The sequence below is a fragment of the Dactylosporangium sp. CA-052675 genome (assembly GCF_050947935.1).
Classification (GTDB): Bacteria; Actinomycetota; Actinomycetes; order Mycobacteriales; family Micromonosporaceae; genus Dactylosporangium.
The window spans coordinates 2149818-2173788 of record NZ_CP192010.1 but is presented as its reverse complement, the minus strand read 5'-3'; the positions used below and the strand labels follow the sequence as shown (position 1 = coordinate 2173788).

Annotated in this window: 21 protein-coding genes; 7 read left to right on the top strand and 14 right to left on the bottom strand. The window is 73.0% G+C overall.

Annotated features, from left to right (window positions below; translation table 11 throughout):
* Window positions 1–58: 58 nt before the first annotated feature.
* Window positions 59–2416 carry a putative bifunctional diguanylate cyclase/phosphodiesterase gene (locus ACQP1P_RS09780; RefSeq protein ID WP_433085171.1) on the top strand — a complete coding sequence of 786 codons (2358 nt, stop codon included), beginning with the start codon at window positions 59–61 and terminating at the stop codon, window positions 2414–2416.
* Here ACQP1P_RS09780 and ACQP1P_RS09775 read toward each other — a convergent pair.
* A complete protein-coding gene (locus ACQP1P_RS09775; RefSeq protein ID WP_433085169.1) occupies window positions 2385–4016 on the bottom strand; it encodes a RecQ family ATP-dependent DNA helicase in 1632 nt (543 codons plus the stop codon). The genes ACQP1P_RS09780 and ACQP1P_RS09775 overlap by 32 nt on opposite strands.
* 24 nt (window positions 4017–4040) lie before the next feature.
* Here ACQP1P_RS09775 and ACQP1P_RS09770 point away from each other — a divergent pair, with 24 nt between their 5' ends.
* Both ACQP1P_RS09770 and ACQP1P_RS09765 read left to right on the top strand, forming a co-directional pair.
* The gene (locus ACQP1P_RS09770; protein ID WP_433085167.1) at window positions 4041–5126 is read left to right on the top strand and encodes an S-(hydroxymethyl)mycothiol dehydrogenase; all 1086 of its coding nucleotides are present in this window, start codon (window positions 4041–4043) and stop codon (window positions 5124–5126) included.
* A gap of 414 nt (window positions 5127–5540) precedes the next feature.
* Window positions 5541–6119 carry a PadR family transcriptional regulator gene (locus ACQP1P_RS09765; RefSeq protein ID WP_433085165.1) on the top strand — a complete coding sequence of 193 codons (579 nt, stop codon included), beginning with the start codon at window positions 5541–5543 and terminating at the stop codon, window positions 6117–6119.
* Window positions 6120–6270: 151 nt separating this feature from the next.
* Here ACQP1P_RS09765 and ACQP1P_RS09760 read toward each other — a convergent pair whose 3' ends face one another.
* Window positions 6271–6624 (bottom strand): DUF2795 domain-containing protein, encoded by a 354-nt coding sequence (locus tag ACQP1P_RS09760; protein ID WP_433085163.1) that lies wholly within the window; start codon window positions 6622–6624, stop codon window positions 6271–6273.
* Between the two features lie 164 nt (window positions 6625–6788).
* On the opposite strand from ACQP1P_RS09760, the gene ACQP1P_RS09755 reads away from it, so the two are divergent.
* Both ACQP1P_RS09755 and ACQP1P_RS09750 read left to right on the top strand, forming a co-directional pair.
* Window positions 6789–7550 (top strand): hypothetical protein, encoded by a 762-nt coding sequence (locus ACQP1P_RS09755; protein ID WP_433085162.1) that lies wholly within the window; start codon window positions 6789–6791, stop codon window positions 7548–7550.
* Between the two features lie 3 nt (window positions 7551–7553).
* Complete coding sequence (locus tag ACQP1P_RS09750) at window positions 7554–7973, top strand: ChaB family protein (protein ID WP_433085160.1); 420 nt, start codon at window positions 7554–7556, stop codon at window positions 7971–7973.
* 72 nt (window positions 7974–8045) lie between these two features.
* On the opposite strand, the gene ACQP1P_RS09745 is transcribed toward ACQP1P_RS09750, so the two are convergent.
* The 11 genes from ACQP1P_RS09745 to ACQP1P_RS09695 all read right to left on the bottom strand — a co-directional run bounded on the left by ACQP1P_RS09745 (window position 8046) and on the right by ACQP1P_RS09695 (window position 19617).
* On the bottom strand, window positions 8046–8933 hold the full coding sequence (locus ACQP1P_RS09745) for a DMT family transporter (RefSeq protein ID WP_433085158.1): 888 nt from the start codon (window positions 8931–8933) through the stop codon (window positions 8046–8048).
* Complete coding sequence (locus tag ACQP1P_RS09740) at window positions 8930–9778, bottom strand: AraC family ligand binding domain-containing protein (protein ID WP_433085156.1); 849 nt, start codon at window positions 9776–9778, stop codon at window positions 8930–8932. The genes ACQP1P_RS09745 and ACQP1P_RS09740 overlap by 4 nt, the downstream gene beginning before the upstream one ends.
* A 404-nt stretch (window positions 9779–10182) precedes the next feature.
* Window positions 10183–10884 (bottom strand): ABC transporter ATP-binding protein, encoded by a 702-nt coding sequence (locus ACQP1P_RS09735; RefSeq protein WP_433085154.1) that lies wholly within the window; start codon window positions 10882–10884, stop codon window positions 10183–10185.
* On the bottom strand, window positions 10881–11582 hold the full coding sequence (locus tag ACQP1P_RS09730) for an ABC transporter ATP-binding protein (protein WP_433085152.1): 702 nt from the start codon (window positions 11580–11582) through the stop codon (window positions 10881–10883). Before ACQP1P_RS09730 ends, ACQP1P_RS09735 begins: the two co-directional genes overlap by 4 nt.
* A complete protein-coding gene (locus ACQP1P_RS09725) occupies window positions 11579–12649 on the bottom strand; it encodes a branched-chain amino acid ABC transporter permease (protein WP_433085150.1) in 1071 nt (356 codons plus the stop codon). The genes ACQP1P_RS09730 and ACQP1P_RS09725 overlap by 4 nt, the downstream gene beginning before the upstream one ends.
* Entirely contained in the window at window positions 12646–13518 is an 873-nt protein-coding gene (locus ACQP1P_RS09720; RefSeq protein ID WP_433085148.1) for a branched-chain amino acid ABC transporter permease, read from the bottom strand. The genes ACQP1P_RS09725 and ACQP1P_RS09720 overlap by 4 nt, the downstream gene beginning before the upstream one ends.
* A 4-nt stretch (window positions 13519–13522) precedes the next feature.
* Window positions 13523–14710: an ABC transporter substrate-binding protein gene (locus tag ACQP1P_RS09715; RefSeq protein WP_433085147.1), complete on the bottom strand. Its 1188-nt coding sequence runs from the start codon at window positions 14708–14710 to the stop codon at window positions 13523–13525.
* A gap of 21 nt (window positions 14711–14731) precedes the next feature.
* A complete protein-coding gene (locus tag ACQP1P_RS09710) occupies window positions 14732–15310 on the bottom strand; it encodes a GTP-binding protein (protein WP_433085145.1) in 579 nt (192 codons plus the stop codon).
* On the bottom strand, window positions 15307–15699 hold the full coding sequence (locus ACQP1P_RS09705) for a roadblock/LC7 domain-containing protein (protein ID WP_223102326.1): 393 nt from the start codon (window positions 15697–15699) through the stop codon (window positions 15307–15309). The genes ACQP1P_RS09710 and ACQP1P_RS09705 overlap by 4 nt, the downstream gene beginning before the upstream one ends.
* A gap of 57 nt (window positions 15700–15756) precedes the next feature.
* Complete coding sequence (locus ACQP1P_RS09700) at window positions 15757–18666, bottom strand: sensor histidine kinase (protein ID WP_433085142.1); 2910 nt, start codon at window positions 18664–18666, stop codon at window positions 15757–15759.
* Between the two features lie 369 nt (window positions 18667–19035).
* A complete protein-coding gene (locus ACQP1P_RS09695; protein ID WP_433085140.1) occupies window positions 19036–19617 on the bottom strand; it encodes an aldolase/citrate lyase family protein in 582 nt (193 codons plus the stop codon).
* Window positions 19618–20646: 1029 nt separating this feature from the next.
* Between ACQP1P_RS09695 and ACQP1P_RS09690 the strand changes: the two genes are divergently transcribed.
* Both ACQP1P_RS09690 and ACQP1P_RS09685 read left to right on the top strand, forming a co-directional pair.
* On the top strand, window positions 20647–21087 hold the full coding sequence (locus tag ACQP1P_RS09690; protein ID WP_433085138.1) for a hemerythrin domain-containing protein: 441 nt from the start codon (window positions 20647–20649) through the stop codon (window positions 21085–21087).
* 725 nt (window positions 21088–21812) lie between these two features.
* The gene (locus ACQP1P_RS09685; protein WP_433085136.1) at window positions 21813–22604 is read left to right on the top strand and encodes a helix-turn-helix domain-containing protein; all 792 of its coding nucleotides are present in this window, start codon (window positions 21813–21815) and stop codon (window positions 22602–22604) included.
* A gap of 608 nt (window positions 22605–23212) precedes the next feature.
* Here ACQP1P_RS09685 and ACQP1P_RS09680 read toward each other — a convergent pair.
* The gene (locus ACQP1P_RS09680) at window positions 23213–23947 is read right to left on the bottom strand and encodes a TetR/AcrR family transcriptional regulator (RefSeq protein ID WP_433085134.1); all 735 of its coding nucleotides are present in this window, start codon (window positions 23945–23947) and stop codon (window positions 23213–23215) included.
* Window positions 23948–23971 lie beyond the last annotated feature (24 nt).

Here is a 23971-nt window from a genome sequence, read left to right as displayed (position 1 = left end):
CACAGCCGATACCCCATGACGAACATAACGGACAAAAGACCCAACCGCAGGGAGAACGATGGCCGCCTGGCGCTGGTACGCGGCCCTCGGGCTCGGCGCCGTCGCCGTCGGCGGGTTCCTGCCGGTCATGGCGCGGCAGGGGCTCTACACCCTCGTCGGGGTCGCGGCCGCCGTGGCCGTCAGCGCCGGGGTGCGCCGCCACCGCCCGGCCGAGCGGCGCAGCTGGAACCTCTTCGCCGCCGCGCTGTGGTGCTCGGTGGGCGCCGCGGCGCTCTACGCGTTCCAGCTCGTCCTCATGGGCCGGCTCACCTTCCCGGCCTGGAAGGACGTGCCGTTCCTCGCCTCCTACCTCCTCATGGCCCTGGGCACCCTGGGCTGGGTGCGGCCCGACCCGGCCCGCCCGCGCGCCGAGCGGTTCATCGACTCCGGCATCGTCGCGTCCGGGGTGGCCGCGCTGTCCTGGACGTTCGTCGTGCACCCGCTGGTCTTCGAGCGGCGCCTGGACGCCGGGCATCTGGCCAGCCACCTGACGTACATCACGATCGACCTGATCCTCGTCGTGCTCACCGCCCGCATGATCTTCACCGCGGCCGTGCGCAGCCCCGCGCACACCCTGGTGTCGCTCGCGCTGGCCACGGTCATCACCGGCGACGTGGTCTACTACACCGCCGTCGCCTGGACCGGCGGGACGAGCGGGGACAGCCTCTCGACGGTGCTCTATCTGTGCGCGTACACCCTCATCGGCACCGCCGCCCTGCACCCCTCGATGGCCGGGGCGGCCGGCCGGCCCGAGCGCTCGCAGCACGTCATCCCGCGCCATCGGGTCCACGTGTACTCCGTGCTGGCCCTCGTCGGCCCCGCGGTCGCGATCACGATGCTGCTCGCCGCCCGGCCGCTGCCGTCGCGCTGGTGGGTGATCGTCCCGCTGGCCACCTCCGTGGTCACCTCCGTGCTGCTCATCGCCCGGCTCAGCCAGCTCGTACGCTTCGCCAACCGCCGGGTGCTCGAGCTCGACGCCCACGCCGTCGCGCTCGGCGAGGCGCTGCGCGAACAGGACACGCTCCGCCAGCAACTCACGCACCGCGCGCTGCACGACGCGCTCACCGGCCTCGGCAACCGCGCGTTGCTGCAGGAGCGGCTCGAGCACGCGCTCACCCGTACCAGCGCCGCGCACGGCCTGCTGCTGCTGGACCTCGACGGCTTCAAGGACGTCAACGACTCCTACGGACACCCGGCCGGCGACGCGCTGCTGATCGAGGTCGCGGTGCGCCTGGTCGGGGTCGTGCGCGTGTCGGACACGCTGGTGCGGCTCGGCGGGGACGAGTTCGCCGTGCTCATGGAGGACGCCGACGCCGAGCAGGTCGCGGCGGCCGGGCGGCGGATCATCGACGAGCTCGGCCGGCCCGTCACCGCGCACGAACGCGAGCTCACGGTCACCGCGAGCGTCGGGTCGCTGCTCTTCGCCGCGCCCACGACGCCGTCGGAGGCGCTGCGCAACGCCGACCTGGCCCTGTACGCGGCCAAGGCGGCCGGCAAGAACCAGCTCGCCGCGTACGAGGAGCGGCTGGCCAGCGAGCGCTCCGAGCACCTGCGCATCGCCGCCGACCTGCGCCGGGCCATCGCGGCCGAGGAGTTCGCGGTCAACTACCAGCCGGTGGTGGACCTCGCGACCGGGCGGGTGACCGCGGTCGAGGCGCTGCTGCGCTGGAACCGCGACGGGGTGGCGGTGCCGCCGCTGGACTTCATCCCGGTCGCCGAGCAGTACGGCCTGATCGTGCCCATCGGCACCTGGGTGCTGCGGCGGGCGTGCCGGGACGTGCGCACGTGGTACGAGCGGTTCGGCATCGCGGTCACCGTGAACGTCTCCGGCCGGCAGCTGCGCGAGGCGGGCTTCGCGCAGACCGTGATCGGGGCGCTGCGCGACGCCGGGCTGCCCGGGGCGGCGCTGATCATGGAGATCACCGAGACCGTGCTGGTGTCCGCCGGTTCGGGCCCGCACCCGGCCGGGTCCGGCGCCGACGACGTGACGGCGCTGCTGACCCGGCTGCGGGCCGAGGGCGTGCGCGTCGCCGTGGACGACTTCGGGACCGGGTACTCCTCCCTGGCCTACCTGCGCCACCTGCCGGTCGACATCCTCAAGATCGACCGTGCGTTCACGCCGGGCGGCGGGATGGCCGAGGAGCTCGCGTTCACCCGCGCGATCGTCGAGCTCGGCAACAGCCTGCGGCTGTCCTCCATCGCCGAGGCGGTCGAGACGCCGGAGCAGGCCGAGCGCCTGCGCCAGCTGGACTGCCCGCAGGCGCAGGGCTTCCACTTCTCCCGCCCGCTGCCGGCCGCCGACCTCGACGAGGTGCTCACCGCCTCGGGCGGGGTGCTGCGCGGCGCTACGCCTTCCGCAGCAGCCGGTGCTGCCTGACCACGGGAACGGACAGCGTCTTGTACCCGACCTGCTCGAACAGCACCGTCATCTGCTCGCCGGCGTAGGAGAGCACGACGCCCTTGCCCCACTCGCCGTGGCGGACCTCGGCGTGGACGGGGAACGGCGCGTCCTGGGCGGCGGCCAGGCCCGCGGCCGCGCTGCCGTCGGTGCAGTTGTCGCAGTGCCCGCAGGTGCCCTCGAGGTGCTCGCCGAAGTAGGCCAGCAGCGTGCGGCCGCGGCACTGCTCGGTCTCGGCGAAGTTGCGCATCATGTCCAGCCGCGAGCGCGACGTCGTCTGCTGCCGCTCGGCCTGCGCCTCGGCCAGCTCGGCGGCCTTGGCCGGCGTCGGCGCCCAGCGCGGCGCCTTCACCTTGCCCCCGTGCAGCATCCGCGCGCCGCCGACCTCCTCCAGCAGGGCGAGCAGCTGCCCGAGCCGGCGCTCGCCGAGCCCGGTGCGCTCCCCGAGCTCGTCGCGGGTCATCGGCTCCTTCGCGGCCCGCAGCAGGGCCGCGAGCGAGGCGATCTCCTCGCGGTCGACGGAGACGTTGGTGAAGAACTTCCGAAGACCGGTGTCCTCGGTACGGTGCAGCAGCAGGACGTTCGCCGGTTGCCCGTCGCGCCCGGCGCGGCCGATCTCCTGCAGGTAGGAGTCGGGCGAGTCCGGCAGCGAGACGTGGTTGACCCAGCGGATGTTGGGCTTGTCGATGCCCATCCCGAACGCCGTGGTGGCCACCATGACGGGCACCTCGTCGGCGAGGAACGCCTCGTGCGCCCGCTCGCGCTCGCCGGCGCTCATGCCGCCGTGGTAGGCGACGGCCGGGATGCCCTCGCGGTCGAGCCGCTCCGCCAGCTCCTCGGTGGCGCGGCGGGTCGGCGCGTAGACGATGCCGGGCGGGGTGGACTCCTGCACGCGGGCGATGAGGCGGCGCAGGCGCGTCTCCTCGTCGGGGCAGTGCACCGACTCCAGGTACAGGTTGGGGCGGTCCAGGCCGGTGACCACGACCTCCGGGTCGCGCAGGCCCAGGCGCTCGATGATGTCCTCGCGCACCGGCGGCGAGGCGGTCGCGGTCAGCGCCACGATCGGCGGGCGGCCCAGCTCGCGGATGAACTGGCCGAGCTGCAGGTAGTCCGGCCGGAAGTCGTGGCCCCACGCGGAGACGCAGTGCGCCTCGTCGACCGCGACCAGGCTGGGCTTGAGCGCCTTGATCTGCGCGACGCGGGCCGGGTCGGCGAACTGCTCGGGGGTGAGGAAGACGAACTCGGCGTCGCCCTTGCGCAGCGACTCCAGCGCCTCCTCGCGCTCGGTCTTGCCCTCGGCGGAGGACAGCCGCACGGCGACCAGCTCCTCCTGGTTGCGCGCGGTCAGCGAGGCGATCTGGTCCTGCTGCAGCGCGAGCAGCGGCGAGACGACGATCGTCGGCCCGGGCAGCAGCGGGGCCGGCACCTGGTAGATGGCGGACTTGCCCGCACCGGTCGGCAGCACGGCGAGGGCGTCGCGGCCCTCCATGAGCGCCTCCATGGCCCGCAGCTGCTCCTCGCGCAGGCGCTCCCAGCCGAAACTGTCCTTCGCGACGCGCCGCAGTTCCTCCGCACTCATGCAAGGCATGGTAGGACCTGGGGTATGCCTATCGAGACGCAAGGCGTGGTCGCCCTCGGCAAGGGCCGGCCGGTCAGCTTGGAAACCATCATCGTCCCGGAGCCCGGACCCGGTGAGGCGCGGGTCGAGGTGCAGGCCTGCGGCGTCTGCCACACCGACCTGCACTACCGCGAGGGCGGCATCAGCGACGACTTCCCGTTCCTGCTCGGGCACGAGGCCGCGGGCGTCGTGGAGTCCGTCGGCCCCGGCGTGACGGACGTGGCGCCCGGCGACTTCGTGATCCTCAACTGGCGCGCCGTGTGCGGGCAGTGCCGCGCGTGCCTGCGGGGGCGGCCGTGGTACTGCTTCAACACCCACAACGCCAAGCAGAAGATGACGCTGGCCGATGGCACGCCGCTCTCCCCCGCCCTGGGCATCGGCGCGTTCCTCAAGCACACGCTGGTCGCCTCCGGCCAGTGCACGAAGGTCGACCCGCAGGCCCCCGCCACGGTCGCCGGGCTGCTCGGCTGCGGCGTCATGGCCGGCATCGGCGCCGCCGTCAACACCGGCAACGTCGGCCGCGGCGACTCCGTGGCCGTCTTCGGCTGCGGCGGGGTGGGCAACGCGGCCATCGCCGGCGCCCGCCTGGCCGGCGCGTCGACGATCATCGGCGTGGACGTGGACGCGCGCAAGCTCGACTGGGCCACCGAGTTCGGCGCGACCCACGTGGTCAACTCGCGCGAGACGGACCCGGTCGAGGCGATCCGGGCCCTGACCGGCGGCCACGGCGCCGACGTGGTCGTGGAGGCGGTGGGGCTGCCGCAGGTGTACGAGCAGGCCTTCTTCGCCCGCGACCTGGCCGGCACCGTGGTCCTCGTCGGCGTGCCGCGCCCCGACATGCAGCTCACGCTGCCGTTCCTGGAGGTCTTCGGGCGGGGCGGGGCGCTGAAGTCGAGCTGGTACGGCGACTGCCTGCCCTCCCGCGACTTCCCCGTGCTCGTCGACCTGTACCTGCAGGGCCGCCTGCCGCTGGACAAGTTCGTGACGGAGACCGGCGGCCTGGGCGACGTCGAGGACGCCTTCCACAAGATGGAGCGCGGCGAGGTGCTGCGCACGGTCATCGAGCTCTGACCCCGGCTCGGGGCACGGCCCGCGGCGCCTCGGTGTCGCGGGCCTCGCCGTGCGACATGTCGGGCGCTCCGCGCCGCGGGCCTCGCCGTGCGACATGTCGGGCGCTCCGCGCCGCGGGCCTCGCCGTGCGACATGTCGGGCGCTCCGCGCCGCGGGCCTCGCCGTGCGACATGTCGGGCGCTCCGCGCCGCGGGCCTCGCCGTGCGACATGTCGGGCGCTCCGCGCCGCGGGCCTCGCCGTGCGACATGTCGGGCGCTCCGCGCCGCGACATGTCGGATTTATACCCCGACAGGCCCCGTGTCGGATCTCGTGCCACGTTGCCGCAGTCACTATCGGGAGGGGTTGTCGGCGATAGGTTCCCGATATATCGTCGAACTATCAAAGACACGGTTCGACGAGATGGGGGATGCGACATGAGGTCGCGACACGGCATGTTCGACACGGGGGCCTGGCAGCGCGGGTTCGGCAGCTTCATCCCGCCCTTCCCGCCCGAGGGCGGGCGCGGCGGCGGCTGGGGCCGCGGCGGCCACGGGCACGCCCACGGACGGGGGCGCTCCCGCGGGGGCCGGCCCAACGTGCGCAACGCGGTGCTGGCGCTGCTGCACGAGCGCCCGATGCACGGGTACGAGATGATCCAGGAGCTCGAGCAGCGCACCGGCGGCATCTGGCGGCCGAGCCCGGGGTCGGTGTACCCCACGCTGCAGATGCTCGAGGACGAAGGGCTGATCGTCGCCGAGGAGAGCGGGGGCCGCAAGCGCTTCGTGCTCACCGACACGGGCCGCCCCGAGGCCGAGACGGCGGCGCAGAACGCGCCCTGGCAGGAGTACGGCGACGAGAACGTCTCGCAGGCCCAGGAGTTCCGCGACGCCGCGTTCGGCATCATGGACGCGCTGCGCCAGGTGGGCTTCAACGGCACCGGCGAGCAGCGGGCCCAGGCGCTCGAGGTCCTCACCGAGACCCGGCGCAAGCTCTACGCCATCCTCGCCGACTGAGGCGGGCACCCACAGACGCGATCCCCGGGGCGTGCGGGCCCCGGGGATCGACCATCTCCGACGAAGGAACGCGTCATGCGCTGGTGGACCGTTCGCCCGTCGCCGCCCTCCGGGCCGCCGCGGGAACCACGGCAGCCCGGACCGGCCCCGGCTACGGCCGCCGCGCCGGATCCTCGTTCCGGCCGCCCAGAGCGGCCCACACCTGATTGACCGTCTCGAACCGCGTCCCGGCCGGGAGCATGCGCAGTGCGTCCAGCACCTCGTCGGGCGCGGCCAGCTCCGTCGCGCCGGCGATGAGCGCGTCGCGGTCTCCGGGGAGGCAGCGCTTCGGGATGTACCGTCCGAGGTTGCTCCTGCCCTCGACCTCGTCCGGCGTCATGCCGACGGGTGCCCCGCCGGTGCGGTCGCCCTCGCCCTCCGGATCGACCCGGCGAGCCTCGATCTCGTCCTCGCGCCGGAGCCGCTCGTCGAGGGCCACTCCGTGCTTCGTGTTGCCTCGCTGCATGGCTTCCATGAAGGTGCACGTACCCGGGCGAAATCCCCCCAAACGGGCTCACCCTCGATTGGAAACCGGCGGGCCTGGGTAGCCGATGGCTATCCGCCCGGCATACCGCACGCCGAATCCCCCCGACGTGCCGGACCGGGCGCTTCGCAGGAGGTGAGCACACAGTGGCACGCATCGGGCAGCTGTTCGGCGGGCGCGGGAGCGCGACCGACCGCGACGGCGACGGCATCGACGACCGCGCCGAGCGACCGGTCATGGACCGCGACCGTGACGGCGTGGACGACCGTACCCAGCGGCCGGTCGTGGACCGCGACCGTGACGGGGTGGACGACCGCGCCGAGGCGGCCGGCGAGACGCGCACGTGGCGCCTCGGGCGCCGGCACGACAAGGACGGCGACGGCATCGACGACCGTACCGAGGCGATGACCGAGCCCCGGACCGAGCCCGGGACCGCCCGGACCACGGGCACCATCCCGGCGGTCGGGGTCATGGACCGCGAGCGCGACACGGCCGCCATGCGCCGCACGATCGACCGGGAGCGCGACACGGTCGCCGCGCCGGAGCCGGTGGTCGAGCCCGTACCGGTCCGCCAGGCCCCCGCGCGGGTGAGCCTGCTCGCCACGTTCGGCGTCATCGTGGGAGTCGCGGGCGTCGCGGCGGCGCTGAGCGGGCTGCTCGCGCCGTGGGCGATCCCCGTCGGCGCGCTCGGGCTGCTGTTCTCCTTCGGCGGCATCATCGCCGGGGTGCGGCCCAACGTGGCCGGCCGCGGGCTCGGCACGCTGGGCGTGCTGATCAGCGGGGCGGCCGTGGTCTTCGGCATCCTCGCGATGACCGGCCAGGTCAGCTGGCTCGACAGCGACGTCGACCAGGTGGCCCGGCTCAACGACTGGCTGGACACCCAGCTGCCCTGGATGAAGGACTGGTGACCGATGGCTCCCCGTAGGCCGCGCTCCTCGGATCTGCCCGCCACGCTGCGGCGCTCGGACCAGCACGCGCAGGCGACCTGGCAGCAGACCCACGACTCGGCCGCCGAGCAGTACGGCGACGGCGAGCGCGCGCACCGCACGGCCTTCTCGGCGCTCAAGCACACCTACGAGAAGGTCGGCGACCACTGGGAGCCCAAGGACGAGGCCGGCCCGAGCGACGCTCAGGCCGCGCAGCGCGGCGCCGCGGCGCGCAACCGGCCGCGGCGCACCGCCGAGGGCGTCGACGCCAACGCCTCGAAGCAGCACCTGCTCGAACTCGCGCGGCGCCTGGAGATCCGGGGGCGTTCGCGGATGACGAAGGCGGAGCTGGTCGAGGCGCTCATGAAGGCCAACCGCCGGGAGACGGCCCGCGCCCGCGGCTGAGCATCGGCTTTGGCCGAGGCCGGACAGGTGTGCTCACCTGTCCGGCTCTTGCGCGGCGCCGTCCGTGCCGTGTCACTGCGCGGCGACGGGTTCCAGGGCGGGCGAGCCGCGCCGGGTCGCCAGGATCGAACCCGCCAGGATCAGCGCGAACGCCACCCCGGTCAGCCACGTCACCGCCTCGCCGAGCACGAGCGCGCCGAGCAGCACGGCGACCGCGGGGTTGACGAACGTGATCACCGTGGCGCGGACGCCGCCGACCTCCGCGACGAGCGCGAAGAACAGGACGAACGCGAGCGCCGTGCAGATCACCGCGAGGGCGAGCGCGGCCAGGGCCGGGCCCGGGGTCACGGCGCGGGCGAGGGCGGGCAGCCTCGGCACCGACACGGGCGCGAACAGCAGCGCGCCGGCGACGAGGGAGGCGGCGGCGACGCCGTAACGCGGTACGTCCGAGAGCCACCGCTCGATGATCAGCGGGCCGGCCGCGTAGCAGACGACGACGCCTACGAGCTCGAGCAGCGGCACCGCCCCGGACCCGCCCGCGTGGAAGCCCAGCAGCACCGCGACGCCCGCGAGCCCGACCAGCAGGCCGCCGGCGCGGCTCGCGGTGAGCCGCTCGGCGCGGTTCGTGAGGCGGGCCAGGACGGCCGCGACGAGCGGGACGCCGGCGATGACCAGACCGGTGAACGAGCTGTCCACGTGCCGCTCGGCGTCGGAGAGCAGCAGCCAGGGCAGGCCGATCTCGACCACGGTGTAGACGAGCAGGGGCAGCCACGGGCGCAGGGACGTGCGGACCTCGCGGCGGGCGAGCGCGATCGGCAGCAGCAGGACGGCCCCGAGGGCGGTGCGCACGAAGACGAGCTCGGCCGGGCCGATCTCGCGCACGGCCACCTTGATCAGCAGGTACGGGATGCCCCACACCACGCACATGGCGCTGAAGAGCAACCAGCCACGACGACTCATGCCCCCGATCTCACGCCGGTGCGCGGGTGCGCGTCTTGAACGCTGTTGCGGAATGCGGCCGGGGTGACGCCCGTCACCCGCTTGAACCAGCGCGTGAGATGGGCCTGGTCGGCGAAGCCCACGGCCTCGGCGACGTCGGCGGGCGGGCGCCCCGAGGCGAGCAGGTGGCGCGCGTGGCACACCCGCTCCAGCACGAGCCAGGCGTGCGGCGGGAAGCCGGTCGCGTCGCGGAAGAGTCTCAACATGTGGTACGGCGACAACGCCACGCCCTCCGCCAGCTCCCGCAGGCCCGGGGCGCACCGCAGGTCGGCCAGCAGCCGATCGCGGATCGCGGCGACCTTGCGCGCCGCGGCCGGGTCCGAGGCCCGGATGCCGCCCCGCGCCTCCCGCAGCGCCCCGTGCCGCTGGATCACCGCCTCGAACGCCCAGACCAGCCGGGAGTGCGCGGCGAGCGGGTCGCGTCCGGCGGTCAGCTCCTCGTGGGCGGCGCGGACGAGGTGCACGGTGCGCGGGTCGGTGACGATGGGGGCACGGAACCCGGCGCGCTCGGTGCGGCCGTCGAAGAGCAGGGCCTCGCTGGGGTACAGCACGCGATAGGCCCACCCCTGCGGGTGCGCGGCCATCCCGTCGTGCGGCTCGTCCGGCTCGAGGATGGCGAGACTGCCGACGCCGGCGCGCAGCAGCTCGCCCCGGTAGTGCAGCTGCTCCTCGCCGCGGGTGACCACGCCGATGGCGTAGGTCGCGTGCGAGTGGCGCGCGAAGCGGTGCCGCCGGTAGCTGGCGGTGAGCAGGTCGAGCGTGTGGCGGCCGTCGTCGACCCGCGACCACTGCGCCGATTCGCCCATGGCGCGCACGATACTCCGGCCACGGCCGCGCCCGGGGCCGTCACGGTTCTCGCCCCGCCGCGCGCCGGACGCGCCCCGCACCGCGCGGCCCCGCCGGCATCGCTCCACCTTGGCCGCGGCTTCGCGACCCTCACGCGCCTTCGCCGCCCGGCCGCGGCTTCGCGGCGCTCAGGCGCTTTCGCCGCCCGGCTACGGCCTCGCGGCGCTCAGGCGCTTTTTGCCCGAAAAGTCGGGCGCTTCGCGCCGCGACTTTTCGGATTTATGCCCCGACGAGCGAAAAATCGGCTTATGTCGCGGCGCGGAGCGCCCGACATAAGCACAAGATCACCTCGCGGCGCGGCGTGCTCGGCGGAAGCCCGCGATCACGCGCGGAGCGCCCGCGGCAAGCCGGGTTCAGGACCCGATCACGCGTGCGTCGCGACGCTCAGGACGTGGTCGGTCAGCGACGGGTCCGCGCGCAGCTGCGCCGCCGTGTGCTCCGCCGCCACGACACCGTCCGCGAGCAGGGCCACCCGGTCGGCGACCGCGAGCGCGTGCTCCGGCTGCTGCTCGACCAGCAGCACCGTCAGCCCGCCCCGGGCCAGCTCGGCGACGACGGCGCGGACGCGGTCGGCGAGGTCGACGGCCAGGCCCTCGCACGGCTCGTCCAGCAGCAGCACCGCCGGCTGGGTGAGCAGCGCCCGCGCGATGGCGAGCATCTGGGCCTCGCCGCCGGAGAGCTGGTCGCCGCGGTTGCGCATGCGCTCCTGCAGCCGTGGGAGCAGCTGCAGGACCCGGGCCTGGGTCCACTCGCCGCGGCGGCGGGACAGGCTCAGGTGCTCCGCGACGGTGAGGCTCGGGAAGACGCGGCGGCCCTGCGGTACCAGGGCGATCCCGGCCCGGGCCACGCGGTGCGCCGGGCGGCCCGCGAGCTCGGCGCCGTCGAGGGCGACCCGGCCGGACCGCGGCTTGATGAGCCCGCAGATGGTGTGCACGAGCGTGGTCTTGCCGGCGCCGTTGCGCCCGAGCACGGCCAGCGCGCCGCCCGTCGGGACGGTGAGGTCGACGCCGTGCAGGACGGTGCCGCCGCCGTACCCCGAATGCAGACCCTGAACCGTGAGCGTCACGGTGTCACCCCCGCGTAGGCGGCCTTGACCTCGGGCGAGCGCCTGGTCTCGGCGACGGTGCCGGTGTGGACGTGCCGGCCGGAGTGCAGGACGGTGACGTGGTCGGCGAAGCCGTACACGAGGTCCAGGTGGTGCTCGACCAGCAGTACCGCGACCGTCTTGGGCAGCTCGGCGAGCAGGCCCGCGAGCAGCTCCACCTCCGGCGGGGCCAGGCCCGCGGCCGGCTCGTCGAGCAGCAGCAGGCGCGGCTCGCCGGCCAGGGCCATCGCGAGCTCGAGCTGGCGGCGCTGGCCGTGCGAGAGGCTGCCGGCCCGCGCCCCGGCCACGTCGGCGAGGCCCACGGCCGCCAGGTACTCCCGCGCGTTCGGCCGCAGCCGGCCCCACGGGCGCCGGGCGGCGACGAGCACGTTCTCCATCGCCGTGAGCGTCGGCCACACGGCCGGGTGCTGGTGCGTACGGCCGATGCCCAGACGCGCGCGGCGGGCCGGGGCCAGCCGGGTCACGTCGCGGTCGTCGAAGTGGATCCGGCCCGTCGTCGGCCGCTGGGCGCCCGCGATCAGGTTGAGCAGCGTGGACTTCCCGGCGCCGTTGGGGCCGATGAGGGCCCGCCGCTCCCCCGGGGCCAGCTGCAGCGCCACGCCGTCGAGCGCGGCCAGGTCGCCGTAGCGCCGGCCGAGGTTCTCCACCCGCAGGATCATCGCGCCGCTCCCGGCTCGGAGACCGGCTCGGAGACCGGCTCGGCGACCGTCTCGCCGGCCGCGCGCGGCGCCGGGATCCGGGCCGCCGGGGGCGGGCCGGACGGGGGCGCCGGTCGCGACCGCGGGCGGACGAGGCGGTTGAGGTAGGACAGGGCCGCGTGGTCGCCCAGCAGGCCGTTGGGCAGCAGGTACACGCACGCGATGAACAGCAGCCCGAGCAGCAGCGGCGCGTGGCCGGCCTCGGCCACCCAGTCGCGGGTCGCCACCACCAGACCGGCGCCGATGAGCGCGCCGACCATGGACGTCGCGCCGCCGATGACCACGGCGAGCAGGATGAGCGCGGCGACGTCGAAGCCGCCGTCGCCCGGGGAGACGTACGACTGCTCCGTGAACAGCAGCGCGCCGGCCACCCCCGCCAGGGCGCCCGCGGCCACGTAGGCGACCGTGAGGTATCCGGCGACCGGGTGCCCGCTGGCGCGCATGCGCCGGGCGTCGTCGCGCGTGGCGCGCAGCAGCGCCCCGGCCGGGGAGCGCAGCACGAGCAGCACGACGCCGACGAGCACGCCGACGACGGCGAGGGTGTAGAGGTACCGCGACGACTCCGTGTCCAGGTCGACGAGGCCCGGCAGCGGGGTCACGCTGGTGAGCACGGAGATGCCGTCGGTGCCGTGGGTGACCGACTTCCAGCGCCCGGCGAGCGTCGAGGTCAGCTCGCCCAGGGCCAGCGTGATCATGAGGACCACGACGCCGCGGGCGTACACCACCAGCGGGGCGGTGATCAGCGCGAACGCGGCGCCCATGCCGGCCGAGGCGAGCAGGTGCACGACGCCGATGGTGTGGCCGTGCTCGATGAGGTTCGCGGTGGTGTACGCGCCGACGAGGAACGGCGCGGTCTGCCCGAGTGTCGGCAGGCCCGCGACGCCGGTGAGCAGGGCGACGCTGACCGCGAGCAGGCCGATGATGAGGATGCGGGTCAGCATCCCGGTGGCGTAGCGGTCGAGGGTCCACGCGAACGAGACCAGCAGGGCGAGGACGCCGAGCGTCAGCAGGTACCGCAGCAATCTCATGCCGACCGTCCCGACGGCAGCAGACCGCGCGCCCGCGCGGCCAGGGCGAGCGCCATCGCGCCGAAGAGCACGAAGGGCGCGATGGTCGACAGGTCCGGGTTCGCCACGCCGATGGTCTGGATCTCGCCGACCGCGATCGCCGCGACCAGGGCGCCGGCGATGGAGCCCATGCCGCCGAGGACCACCACGACGAGCGACAGCATCAGCACGAGGTCGGCGGTGCGCGGGCCGGCGCCGATGATCGGGGCGCCCAGCGCGCCCGCGAGCCCGGCCAGGGCACCCGCGCCGGCGAGCACGCTGGTGCGCACGGTGAACGGGGAGACGCCGAGCATGGCGACCATCTCGCGGTCGTCGACCGTCGCGCGCACGAAGTGCCCGGCCCGGGACCGGCTCACCACGACGAAGAGCGCGGCCGCGATCAGCGCGGCGACGATGATGAGGGCGAGACGGTACCCCGGGTAGCTGTGCCCGGCGAGGTCCACGGACCGGTCCAGCGACTTGGGCACGGTCAGGGCCAGCTCGTCCTTGCCGAACATGGCGGTGAGCCGGTCGCCGGCCACCAGCGCGACGCCGAACGTCAGCAGGGCCTGGGCGAGGTGGCCGCGGCCGGCCAGCGGCGTGAGCAGCAGTGAGAGCAGGGCGCCGCCGAGGCCCGCGGCCGCGGTGCCGACCAGCACCGCGAGCGCGAGCGATCCCCAGCTGCCGTCGCTGATCTTCGCGGCGGCGTACGCACCGAACGCGAAGAGCGTCCCGTGCGCGAGGTTGAGCACATCACCGACGCCGAAGGCGAGGGTGAGCCCGGCGGCGACGACGAACAGCAGCAGGCCATAGGCCACGCCGTCGACCGCCGGGATCAGGTACGCGTCCAAGGAACTACTGGCCGACCGTCGCGAGGTCCTGCACCAGCGTGTTCGCCAGCGCGCGGCCGTCGGCGCGAACCTGGCGCAGGTACCACTTCTGGACCGGCGCGTGGTTCTTGCCGAACTGCCACTGCCCGCGCGGGCTGGAGATCTGGCCCAGCTTGGCGACCTGCTCGTTGATCGTCTCCGACGTCACGTTGCTGCCGGCGGCGGCGATGGCCCGGTCCAGCACGGCGGCGGCGTCGTAGGACGCGACGGCGTACGTGGTCGGGGTCGCGTCGGGGAACTGCTGGCGCCAGGCGGCGACGAACTTGCGGTTCTCCTCGTTGTCGAGGTCGGGCGAGTAGTTGCAGGTGGTGAAGACGTCCTTCGCGGCGTCGCCCTCGGCCTGCAGCACCGAGCCCTCGGTCAGGAACGCGCCGTACAGCGGCAGGTCCTTGATGTCCGACTGCTTGTACTGCTTCACGAAGTCGATCGCGGCCTTACCGGCGTAGAACGTGTAGACCGCCTTGGCCCCGCTGGACTTGATCTGGCTGAAGTACGGCAGGAAGTTCGTGGTCTGCGGGAACGGCGTCCACAGCGTCTTGCCGCCGGAGTTGGCCAGCTGGCCGCCGATCTTCGCGAACTCGGTGGTGAAGCCGCCGACCTCGTCGTAGCCACCCTGGTAGTCCGGGCCGATCGCGAAGACCGGGCCGTTGACCTTGTCCTTGATGTACTGCGCGATCGACTGGCCCGGGTCCGAGGACATGAAGCTCGTCGTCCACACCCCGTTGAGGTCCTTGAGCTCGGGGCGGCCGTTCGAACCGATCAGCGGGATCTTCGCCTGGGCCAGCAGCGGCGCCACGGCGGCCACCGAGCCACCGCCGACGATACCGGTCATGGCGATGACGCCGTCCTCCTTGACCAGCTTGGTCGCGGCGGGAACGGCGGTCTGCGCGCCGTCGCCCTCGTCACCGACCTTGAGGTCGATCGGGTGGCCGCCGAGCTTGCCGTCGTGCATCTTCAGGTAGAGCTCGAAGCCGTTCTTCAGGTCGGTGCCGACGGCCTGGTAGGTGCCGCTCAGCGAGCCGAGGAAACCGATCTTCAGGGTGGACGCCGCACCGGCGCTGCCGGACTTGTCGTCGTCCTTGGCGCACCCGGCGCCGGCAAGCACCAGGCCGGTGGCCAGCGCGATGCTGACCAATCGTCGTGGCAGGAACATTGTTCTCCTTGAGGGGGATTTCTAGCGGCGAGCGCCGGCGCGCTGCGCAAGGGCGTGCTCGGTCACGGCGACGAGGATCTCCTTGGCCGACGCCCGCGACCGCACGTCGGCGTCGAGCATCGGAACGCTGCGGTGCACGGCCAGCGCGTCCCGGATGTCCTCGAGGTGGTAGCGCGCCGCGCCGTCGAAGTTGTTGACGGCCACGACATAGGGCAGGCGGCGGTTCTCGAAGTAGTCGATGGCGCCGAAGCAGTCGGCGAGCCGCCGCGTGTCGGCGATGACGACCGCTCCGATGGCCCCGCGGCACAGCTCGTCCCACATGAACCAGAAGCGCTTCTGCCCCGGGGTGCCGAAGAGGTACAGCACCAGGTCCTGGTACAGCGTGATGCGGCCGAAGTCCATCGCCACCGTGGTGCTGCCCTTGTCGGGCACCAGCGAGGCGTCGTCGTGCGCGAGGCTGGCGGCGGTCATGACGGCCTCGGTGGTCACCGGCGGGATCTCGGAGATCGCGCCGACGAGGGTGGTCTTGCCCGCGCCGAACCCGCCCGCGATGATGATCTTTACGGCGGTCGGGCGTCCGCGCCGGTGCGGGTCGGTCACATCTGTCCCCGTATCGCGGGCGTCAGCGCGTCGCCGATGCGGTTGGCGAGCTCGGTCATCTCGTAGGAGACCTTGCCGACGTCGGCGTTCGGCGAGGCCAGCACCAGCATCGACGCGCCGTCGCTGAAGGCCATGCAGAACATGAAGCCGCCGTCGAGCTGGGTCACGTTCGAGATGACCTGCCCGGCGTCGAAGAAGCGCGCGGCTCCGGCGAGGAGGGCGACGAGACCACTGCCGGTGGCGGCGAGCTGGTCGGCCCGGTCCCGGGGCAGGGCCCGGGTGTGGGCCAGCACGAGACCGTCAGTGGAGATCGCCAGCGCGTGGCTGACGTCGGGGGTGCGGCTCGCGAAGCTATCCAGCAGCCAACCGAGATTACTCGGGTCGGTCACAGACGTGGTCCTCTCCAGCTGTTGCATATACATCCCAACGGTTCCCCCCGGAGCCGATCAGCTCTGCGGGCGTCGGTTCGCGACGCCTCGTGCGTATGCCGACATCGCCGCGGCCACCCGCGAGGGGTCGCGCTTGGGCGTGCCCGTCTGCATCGGTGCGCCCGGCCGCTGCTGCGTCGGCTCGGCCGCGCCCGGCACCAGCTGCCGCCCGGCCGCGCGGACCGGCAGGCCCGCCGCGGTGGTGGCGCTGACCTGCGGCGTGGCCGCCTCGGCGGCGGCGCGCCATCCGGCGTCGGCCGCGCTCTCCCAGTTCCTCGGCTCCGGCGCGGCCGCCTGCGGGGCCCCGGACCCGGCCGAGGCCGTCGAGGTCGAGGCCATCGCGCCGACGGGCTCGGGCTCCAGGCCGGGCGGGGTCTCCACGTGGAACCAGCCGCTGACCGAGTTGAAGATCGGCAGCTCCATCGCGTCGTCCTCGGCCGAGGCCAGGATCGAGGAGACCTCGGGCTCCGGCAGCGGCGGCCACATGCCGGGCCCGGGCGGGGCCGGCTGGGCGTGCGCGGGCGGCGGCGGGTACGCGGGCGGCTGGTAGGGCGCCGCCTCGCGGTACTGCGCGTCCTGGTACGACTGCGCATCCTGGTACGACTGTGCGTCCTGGTACGACTGCGCGTTCTGGAACGGCTTCTCCGGTTCCTGGTACGGCTTGTCGTAGTCCGGCGCCGTGAACACCTGCGTCGCCGCCGATGACTCGATCGGCGAGAGCTCCTGGGTGGCCCACTGCTGGGCCGGCACCTCGAACAGGCTCGGCTCGCTCGGCCGCGCCTGCGGCGTGAACAGGTCGTTGCCCGGCCGGGAGCCGTTGCCGTTGTGCTCCGGCGCGCCGACGGCCGCCAGCTGCGGCCCCCGCTCCGACGCCATGATCGGGCGGAAGACGTCCTTGGGGATGACGATCTCGGCGAGCGTCCCGGTGTGCTGGCCGGGGCGAAGCGCGACGGTGATGTTGTACCGCGCGGCGATGTGCCCGACCACGGTGAGTCCCATGGCTCGCACGGCGGCGATGTCGATCGCCGGCGGCTGCGCGAGGAGCTGGTTGAGCTGCTCCCGCCGCGCCGGGGAGAGCCCCACGCCGACGTCCACGATCTGCACGATCACCCGATCGCCCAGGGCGCTCGCGGTGACCCAGACCTCCGACTCCGGCGGCGAGTAGCCGGTCGCGTTGTCCAGCAGCTCGGCGAGCAGGTGCACGATCTCGTCGACGGCCTCGGCGACCACGGCGACGTCGTCGTCCACGCTGCCGAAGCGGACCCGCACGTAGTGCTCGATCTGCGAGATCGCGGCCTGCAGCACCTTGCCGAGCGGGGCGTCCTCGCGCCGGACGCGGGCGGCGCCGGAGCCACCGAGGACCAGCAGGCTCAGGTTGATCCGGGCCATGCGGGTGGCCAGGTGGTCGAGCTGGTACAGCTCCTGCAGCCGGTCCGGGTCGGTCTCGTCGCGCTCGACCTTGTCGACCTGGGCCAGCACCGCGTCGACCAGTCGCTGCTCGCGGCGGGAGAGGTGGACGAAGATCTCGGCGACGTTGGACCGCATGACGGCCTGCTCACCGGCGATCTTGACCGCCTCGCGGTGGACGGCCCGGAAGGCCTGGGCCACGTCGGCGACCTCGTCGGAGCCCGCGACCACGAGGGTCGAGCTGGCGCGGTCGGCGACCTCGTCCGGATCGACGGTGCCGGGTGCGGCGGCGCGCAGCTCGGCCACGACGGAGGGCAGCTGGTCGTACGCGACCGTCCGCGCGGCGTCCTGCAGGTAGCGCAGCCGCCGGGTCAGGCGCCGGGCGACGAAACCGGTGAGCACGATGGCGACGAGCAGCACGACGACCACGCCGGCGGTCTGCAGGGCGGCCCGGGTCATCTGGTCGTCGTGCACGACCGAGACGGCCTGCTCGATGTTCTCGTCGACCTGCTGCTCGACCTGGTACAGCAGGCCCTCGTAGCCGGACATCGCGTTGATCCAGGCGGCCGACTCGAAGCCGATGCGCTGGCCGGGCGCGGTGCGCCCCACCTGGTCCTGGAGGCGCTGGGCGGCGACGACCTGGTCGCCCATACCGGCCTGCTCGTACCAGGTCCGCCACTCGGCCGGGGCGAGCTGGGTGAACGCGACCGACTGCTCCGTGAAGCTCGTGCGGGTCGCGGTGATCTCCTGCTGCAGCGCCGGGGTCAGCTCGCCCGCGGCGATCGCGCGGAGCACGGCCGCCTGCTGCTGGCCGATGGCCTCGGCGGCGCGGGAGAGGGCCGCGGCGGCACGGATCTCGTCGGCCAGGTCGGTCGGGGCGCCGGAGCGGGCCACCGACTCGCGGTACTCCAGCAGGTCGGCGATGGTGATCCGGTAGCTGAACGCGACGGCGGAGACCGAGGCCCGCTTGTCGTTGCGCACCTGCTCGCGCAGCTTGGCGAGGGCCGCGAGGTCGGCGTCGATGCGCTTGAGCGTCTCGGAGTCACCGCCGCCCGCGAGGTTGTGGCGCTGGTCGCTGTACTTGCGCACGGCGTCGTCGGTCAGCATCGACTGTTGCTGGAAGGCGTCCTGCTGGGTCGCCTCGTTGTGCAGGACCACGTTGACGGCCGCGGCGCGCTCGCGTTGCAGTGCGTGCGCGAGACCACCGGCGTCGGTGGCCAGGGCGGAGAGGTCCTGCAGTGTCCGCGCCCGGTTCACCTCCTGCACGGTGGAGATGAAGGCGACGCCGGCGAACACGACGACGGCGACGAGCGGCAGGGCGACGATGAGGCGGAGCTGGTCGACGATGCGCCGGCCGGCGCGCTGCCCGGAGCGCACCTCGGGAACGCGGCCCGAGGGCAGCGGCTCCTCGCGGCGGGCCACGGCAGCGGTGTGGCGGGTTGGCCGGCGCTCGGGGCTCTGCCGCGGGTCGCGACCCTGCCGTTGGGCGGGCACGGGCAGCGAGCTCTGGCTTTGGGTCACGAAAAGTCCCCGCAGGCATCCGAGATTGACAATGCACGTCGGACGCGGGTCCAGCCGGAACGGGCAAGCGGCTCATTCCCTGGCTGTCGCATCGACGTTGTGCACAATCACAGAGCGGCCGATCCGTGTCAATACCGACGTACGTGATCGAACGACGATCGCCTCATTCCGGCTCATCCGTTCGCCGCCGGTGAGTCAACCCGTACGGACCCAAACGGCTGTACCGGACCGATTTCCGACTGATGTCTTCCGATATAGGCAACCCCGGTGTGATGTTAACTTTACGTTGCCGCAATGATCACAGAATGCATTGTCGACAATGCAGACAGTCACTAATTGTCGCGGGGAAATATCTTTTACCGACAATGTTCATGCGCAGGCAAATATCTCGGCGGCCCGCTTCAGCTGCTCGTCACCTTCGCACAGCCGCCCGCCGAAGCCCAGTCTGTGCAGGCTCTCGCACGACTCCTCAAACCGGCCCGGATCAGGGCATACGTCCGCGACGGGCCGCCCGAGCCCGGCGGCGGCGCCGGCCACGACGGTCATCGTGCGCAGCCACAGCAGATCACGCTCGGTCGCCGCCCCCATCCCGAGCTCGGCCCGCAGTGCGGCCTCGCCGAGTAGCAGCCTGGTGACCCTTGGTGCGCGGGCCAGCTCGGGGGCGGCGAGGAGGCCGGCGGCGGTCTCGACGGCGGGCATGACGGCGATGCTGCCGACCGGCAGGCCGATCGACTCCTCGGCCTCGGCGAGGGCGGCGGCGAGGGCGGCGAGCTCGGGGGCCGAGTGGGCCTGGGCGGGGCAGACGCCGGTGAGGCCGGGGGCTACTACGGCTCGGGTGGTTCGGAGGCCTTGGTCGCCGGGTGGGAGGCGGACCCAGGCGCCGGGGGCGATGGGCGCGTGGTCGTGGAGGCGGGCGGGGCGGGCGCCGGCTACGAACAGGTACGTACCCATGGTCTGATCTTCGGGGTGGTCGGGGGATTCGGCCATTCGGAGCGGGCCTTCGGTCCCGGCACCGGCTCGTGGTCGTGCGGCTCAGCCTTGCGGCGCGCGCTGGTCGCCGCCGCACCACGCTTGCTCGTCGCTCGTCGCTCGTCGCTCGTCGCTCGAGGTCGTGCGGCTCAGCCTTGCGGCGCGCGCTGGTCGCCCCGCACCACGCTCGCTCGTCGCTCGTCGCTCGTCGCTCGTCGCTCGTCGCTCGTCGCTCGTCCCTCGTCCCTCGTCGCTCGTCCCTCGTCGCTGCGCCACGCTCGCTGAACGTCGCTCTCTGCACCACGCTCGCTGGTCGCTGCCTCTGCACGGCGCTCGCTGGATGCTGCTCGCCGCACGACGGTTGCTGGACGCTGCTCACTGCACCACGTTCGCTGGACGCTGCTCGGTGCACCACGTTCGCCGCACCGCGGTCGCTCTCCATTGCGTTGGCCGCACCGCACTCGCTCCATCGCGTTCGCTGGCCTGCGCGCGTCCTATCGCACCCACTGCGCGGCTGATGTGGCACGACCGCTGCCCGGCGTGGCACTGACCGCGGCGCTCACAGTGCTACGCGTGGGACTGAACGCGACGCTCACTGCCGCGCGCTCGTTGCGCGACGCACGAGACTGAGCGCGGCGCTCACTGCTGCATGCTCGATCGTGCGGCGCGGGGAACTGAGCGGGGCGCTCACTGCTCAGTGCTCGATCGCGCAGCGCGCGGGACCGAGCGGGGCGCTCACCGCTCAGTGCTCGTTTCAGTGCTCGTTCATGCAGCGCGCGGAACTGAGCATGGCGCTCAGTGCTGCGTGCTCGATCGTGCAGGTTGAGGCTGGTGGGCGCCGTGGGGTCGCGTTGCCGGGCCGGTCGCTTCGGGCGCCGCTTGGCTGCCTGGCGCGCCGTTTCGGGTCCCGGCTCGCGTGGACCCGCGTTGCCGCTCGGCCGATTTTGGATTTTGGCCGCGCCGCCGGGCCGTCACGCGCGACCGTGGAAGGTGACGATCCAAGGAGGAGACATGGCTTCCGACGCCGTCACGCTGATCACGAACGACCACCGGATGATGGAGCAACTCTTCGACCGTCTGCGCGACGGCGACGGAGACCGTCAGCTTCTGCTGGACGAATGCGCAGCGCGGCTGACCGCGCACAGCCACGCCGAGGAGCAGAAGGTGTATCCGCAGCTACCCTCGGCCGAAGAGGCGCACGATGGCGCCGACGAGCATCACGAGGCTGAGCGGATGCTGCACGACCTGCAGCGCATCTCGCCCGAGGGGCCGGACTTCGAGGACAAGCTCGAGCAGTTCATCGCGGCGGTGCGGCGACACGTCGAGCACGAGGAGACCGTGCTGCTGCCCGAACTGCGCGCCTCGCTCACGCCCGAACGGCTGGATGAGCTCGGGGCGGCGTTCGAGGAGGTTCGTATCGCCGAGCTCGCGGTGGCCGGTATCCGGGTCTAGGCTCGTCGGCTTCGGTGCGGCCTGGCGAATACTGCGCGGACCGGCGAGGGCAATGCCGACCGGGCGAACACGCCACGGCGCGGACCCGGCGAACACGGTGCAGCCCGGACCGGCGAACACGGTGCGGCACGGGCCGCCGAACACGGTGCGGCACGGGCCGACGCACAGTTCGGCACCGGCCAACGAACACAGTGCGACACGGCTGGCGAGCATGGTGTGGCGCAGACCGGTGTGCATGACACAGCGCCGAGTGGCGAAGACCGTGCGGCCGGCGAACACAGCACGGTGCGGCGCAACCCGGCGAACATCGCGCGGCATGGACCGGGGTGTACACGGTGTGGGCGGTCAACACAGCACGGCCAAGTGAAGGCGGTGCGGGCCGGAGCGAAGGCGGTGCGGGCCGGAGCGAAGGCGGTCCGGCCCGGAGCGAAGGCGGTCAAGCCCGGAGCGAGAGCGGTCCAGCCCGGAGCGAAAGCGGTGCGGGCCGGAGTGACGCCGACGAGACTCAGTGAAGGCGATCGTCCCCGTCGTCACGGATGGCGGCGAGGCGGAGGTCGACGCGGCTCGGTGGGGCTTGCATCGCTGGGCTGACGACAGGCCGGGTACGGGTTGCCGATTGGCGGTCCTTCGGTACAGTCGGGCTGGTCATGGTCAGTTTCGGCGGCCTTTCCAGTGACCCTGTCGGCGCGGCGCGCCTGAGCGACCTGCCCGTGGGGCGTTTTCCCGTGCAAACCACTGACCACGTCGTCATCCTCGTCAGTGCGGGGCAGGGCACGCATGCGGTGGACTTCGTGACGTACGCGTGCCGCCCGGGCACCCTGCTGTGGGGCCGTCCGGGGCAGGTCCACCAGTTCGGCGGGCAGGCCGGCTTCGACGCCACGGTGCTCACGTTCGCGCCGTCGATCCTGCCCGAACTGCCGCTGCCCGAGCTCGTCGCCGATCCGTTCGCGCCCGCGTGCTGGCAGCCGGCCGGGGAGGACGAGGACGCGATCGTGGCCGAGATCGCGCAGATCGGTGTGGACCAGGTTCGCTTCGGCGGGACCGCGTTCGGCTCGACGCTGCTCGCGCACTCGGTCGCGGTGCTGCTCATGCGGATTTCGTCCCTGGCGCCGGTACCGCGCCGCAGCCCCGCCGACCTCCTCATCGGTCAGCTGCGTAGGGAGCTCGAGCGCGAGGTACGCCACCGGCGCGTCGAGGACTACGCCGAGCAGTTGCGCTGCTCGGTGCGGACCCTCACCCGCGCGAGCCTGGCGGTGACGGGGCGCAGCGCGAAGCAGCTCATCGACGAGCGCGTGGCGCTGGAGGCCAAGCGCGTTCTCGCCACGAGCGAGCTCCCGGTGTCGGACGTGGGGCGGCGGCTGGGGTTCGAGGAGCCGACGAACTTCGGGCGCTTCTTCGCCCGCGAGACCGGCCAGTCCCCGGGTAACTTTCGTGCGGCGCTGCACCGCTCCCCCGCGCCTCGGGTGCCGCACCAGCGCTCCGCGTTGCCCGGTCGCCTGACGCCGCGCACGGCCTGATCCCCACCACGCGTGCACGGGTGCGCTTGAGCTTGTGCAGCGGCTGCGTAGCTCCGTGTGCCGGATTGGGTGCTGAGCCAGAGGGCCGCGGGCGCTGCCGGTGAAGGCGCGGCGTAACGGAATCGTCACGGGCGTTCGCGCATTCTCGCCTGCCGGAAAGGCGATGGAGTAATCGCATCGGACGCATGAGGTAGTGCTGCGGCCCGGAGTGGAGTAATACAGGAAGAAAGTGATTCCGCCGGGTCCTGAGTCGCCATTTCAGCGCGACAATTCGGATATTACCGGCTAAGAGTGAATTAATCCGGCACCACGGACTGAGGCGGCCCCGCCACAGACTGATTCGGCCGCGCCAGGGGCCGCCTCGGCCATATCACAGACCGACTCGGCCGCAGCACGGCGTAACGCGATGGCATCACAGCGTGATGCGGGTGCACACCGTCGGGCCGCTACCGCGCTTCGCGCGAGTCCGGACAGCACGAACGGCCATCCTCACGGGTCGATTCGGCGGCCGCACGGGCTGAGAGAGGCGGCAAGGGCTAAGAGACGCGGCACAGGCTGAGAGGCGCGGCACGGTGCGAGGCGGCCGCAGCACGGGCTGGAAGACCGCGTCATGGCGTGATTCGGCACTCGGCCGGCTTGGCCGGGCCCGTAGCCGGGGAGTCGATCCCCAGCTCCAGCGCGGCCTCCTCCCGCCCCAGGAAGGGCACCAGCGTGAAGTACGTCAGCGTGGGCAGCAGTGCCGGGAGGTCCTGGACGCGTCCGGCGGCGACAAAGCGGTACACCGTGGCGTAGACGCCGCCCACGATCGTCTCCACGAGCTCCTCCGGCATCGGCAGGTCCGCGGCCCTCGGGGCGTCGGCGAAGAAGCGGTCGAAGCGGCGCAGCATGCGGGCGCGTTCGATGCGCCCGTGCGGGCCGGCCGCGTCGATCTCCACGATCGCCATCGTCGCGAAGGCGGGCAGCTCGGCGAGGACCTGCAGCATGACGCGCAGGGCGGCGCGGGCGCCCTCGCGCCAGCCGGACTCGTCGCGGTAGGCGTCCTCCATGATCTTGAACAGCAGGTCGGTGCCGTGGCGGTAGGTCGCGATCAGGGCGTCGTCCTTGCCGGCGAACAGGGCGTAGAAGGCGGGACGGGTCACGCCCGCGGCGCGGCAGATGTCGCTCACCGTGGCGTTGGCGTAGCCCTTCTCGGCGACGGTGTGCACGAGGGCGTCGAAGAGGCGTTCGCGCTGGTTGGCCGCGATGACCTCGGGCGGGACCCGGCTCGGGCCGCGCTTGATCGCGCGGGCGGGGTCACGGCCCTCGCGCGCACCCGGCAGCTGGCCCAGCGAATCGGTCGCCATGCGACAAGTATCCGTCGATCGGCC

Bases quoted from the DNA above. Each gene is read 5' to 3' on its own strand.
- ACQP1P_RS09715 (WP_433085147.1), bottom strand. From the start codon at position 14,710: ATGTTCCTGCCACGACGATTGGTCAGCATCGCGCTGGCCACCGGCCTG.
- ACQP1P_RS09745 (WP_433085158.1), bottom strand. From the start codon at position 8,933: ATGAGTCGTCGTGGCTGGTTGCTCTTCAGCGCCATGTGCGTGGTGTGG.
- ACQP1P_RS09750 (WP_433085160.1), top strand. From the start codon at position 7,554: ATGGCTCCCCGTAGGCCGCGCTCCTCGGATCTGCCCGCCACGCTGCGG.
- ACQP1P_RS09680 (WP_433085134.1), bottom strand. From the start codon at position 23,947: ATGGCGACCGATTCGCTGGGCCAGCTGCCGGGTGCGCGCGAGGGCCGT.
- ACQP1P_RS09760 (WP_433085163.1), bottom strand. From the start codon at position 6,624: ATGCAGCGAGGCAACACGAAGCACGGAGTGGCCCTCGACGAGCGGCTC.
- ACQP1P_RS09695 (WP_433085140.1), bottom strand. From the start codon at position 19,617: ATGGGTACGTACCTGTTCGTAGCCGGCGCCCGCCCCGCCCGCCTCCAC.
- ACQP1P_RS09740 (WP_433085156.1), bottom strand. From the start codon at position 9,778: ATGGGCGAATCGGCGCAGTGGTCGCGGGTCGACGACGGCCGCCACACG.
- ACQP1P_RS09725 (WP_433085150.1), bottom strand. From the start codon at position 12,649: ATGAGATTGCTGCGGTACCTGCTGACGCTCGGCGTCCTCGCCCTGCTG.
- ACQP1P_RS09780 (WP_433085171.1), top strand. From the start codon at position 59: ATGGCCGCCTGGCGCTGGTACGCGGCCCTCGGGCTCGGCGCCGTCGCC.
- ACQP1P_RS09690 (WP_433085138.1), top strand. From the start codon at position 20,647: ATGGCTTCCGACGCCGTCACGCTGATCACGAACGACCACCGGATGATG.
- ACQP1P_RS09770 (WP_433085167.1), top strand. From the start codon at position 4,041: ATGCCTATCGAGACGCAAGGCGTGGTCGCCCTCGGCAAGGGCCGGCCG.
- ACQP1P_RS09730 (WP_433085152.1), bottom strand. From the start codon at position 11,582: ATGATCCTGCGGGTGGAGAACCTCGGCCGGCGCTACGGCGACCTGGCC.
- ACQP1P_RS09775 (WP_433085169.1), bottom strand. From the start codon at position 4,016: ATGAGTGCGGAGGAACTGCGGCGCGTCGCGAAGGACAGTTTCGGCTGG.
- ACQP1P_RS09765 (WP_433085165.1), top strand. From the start codon at position 5,541: ATGAGGTCGCGACACGGCATGTTCGACACGGGGGCCTGGCAGCGCGGG.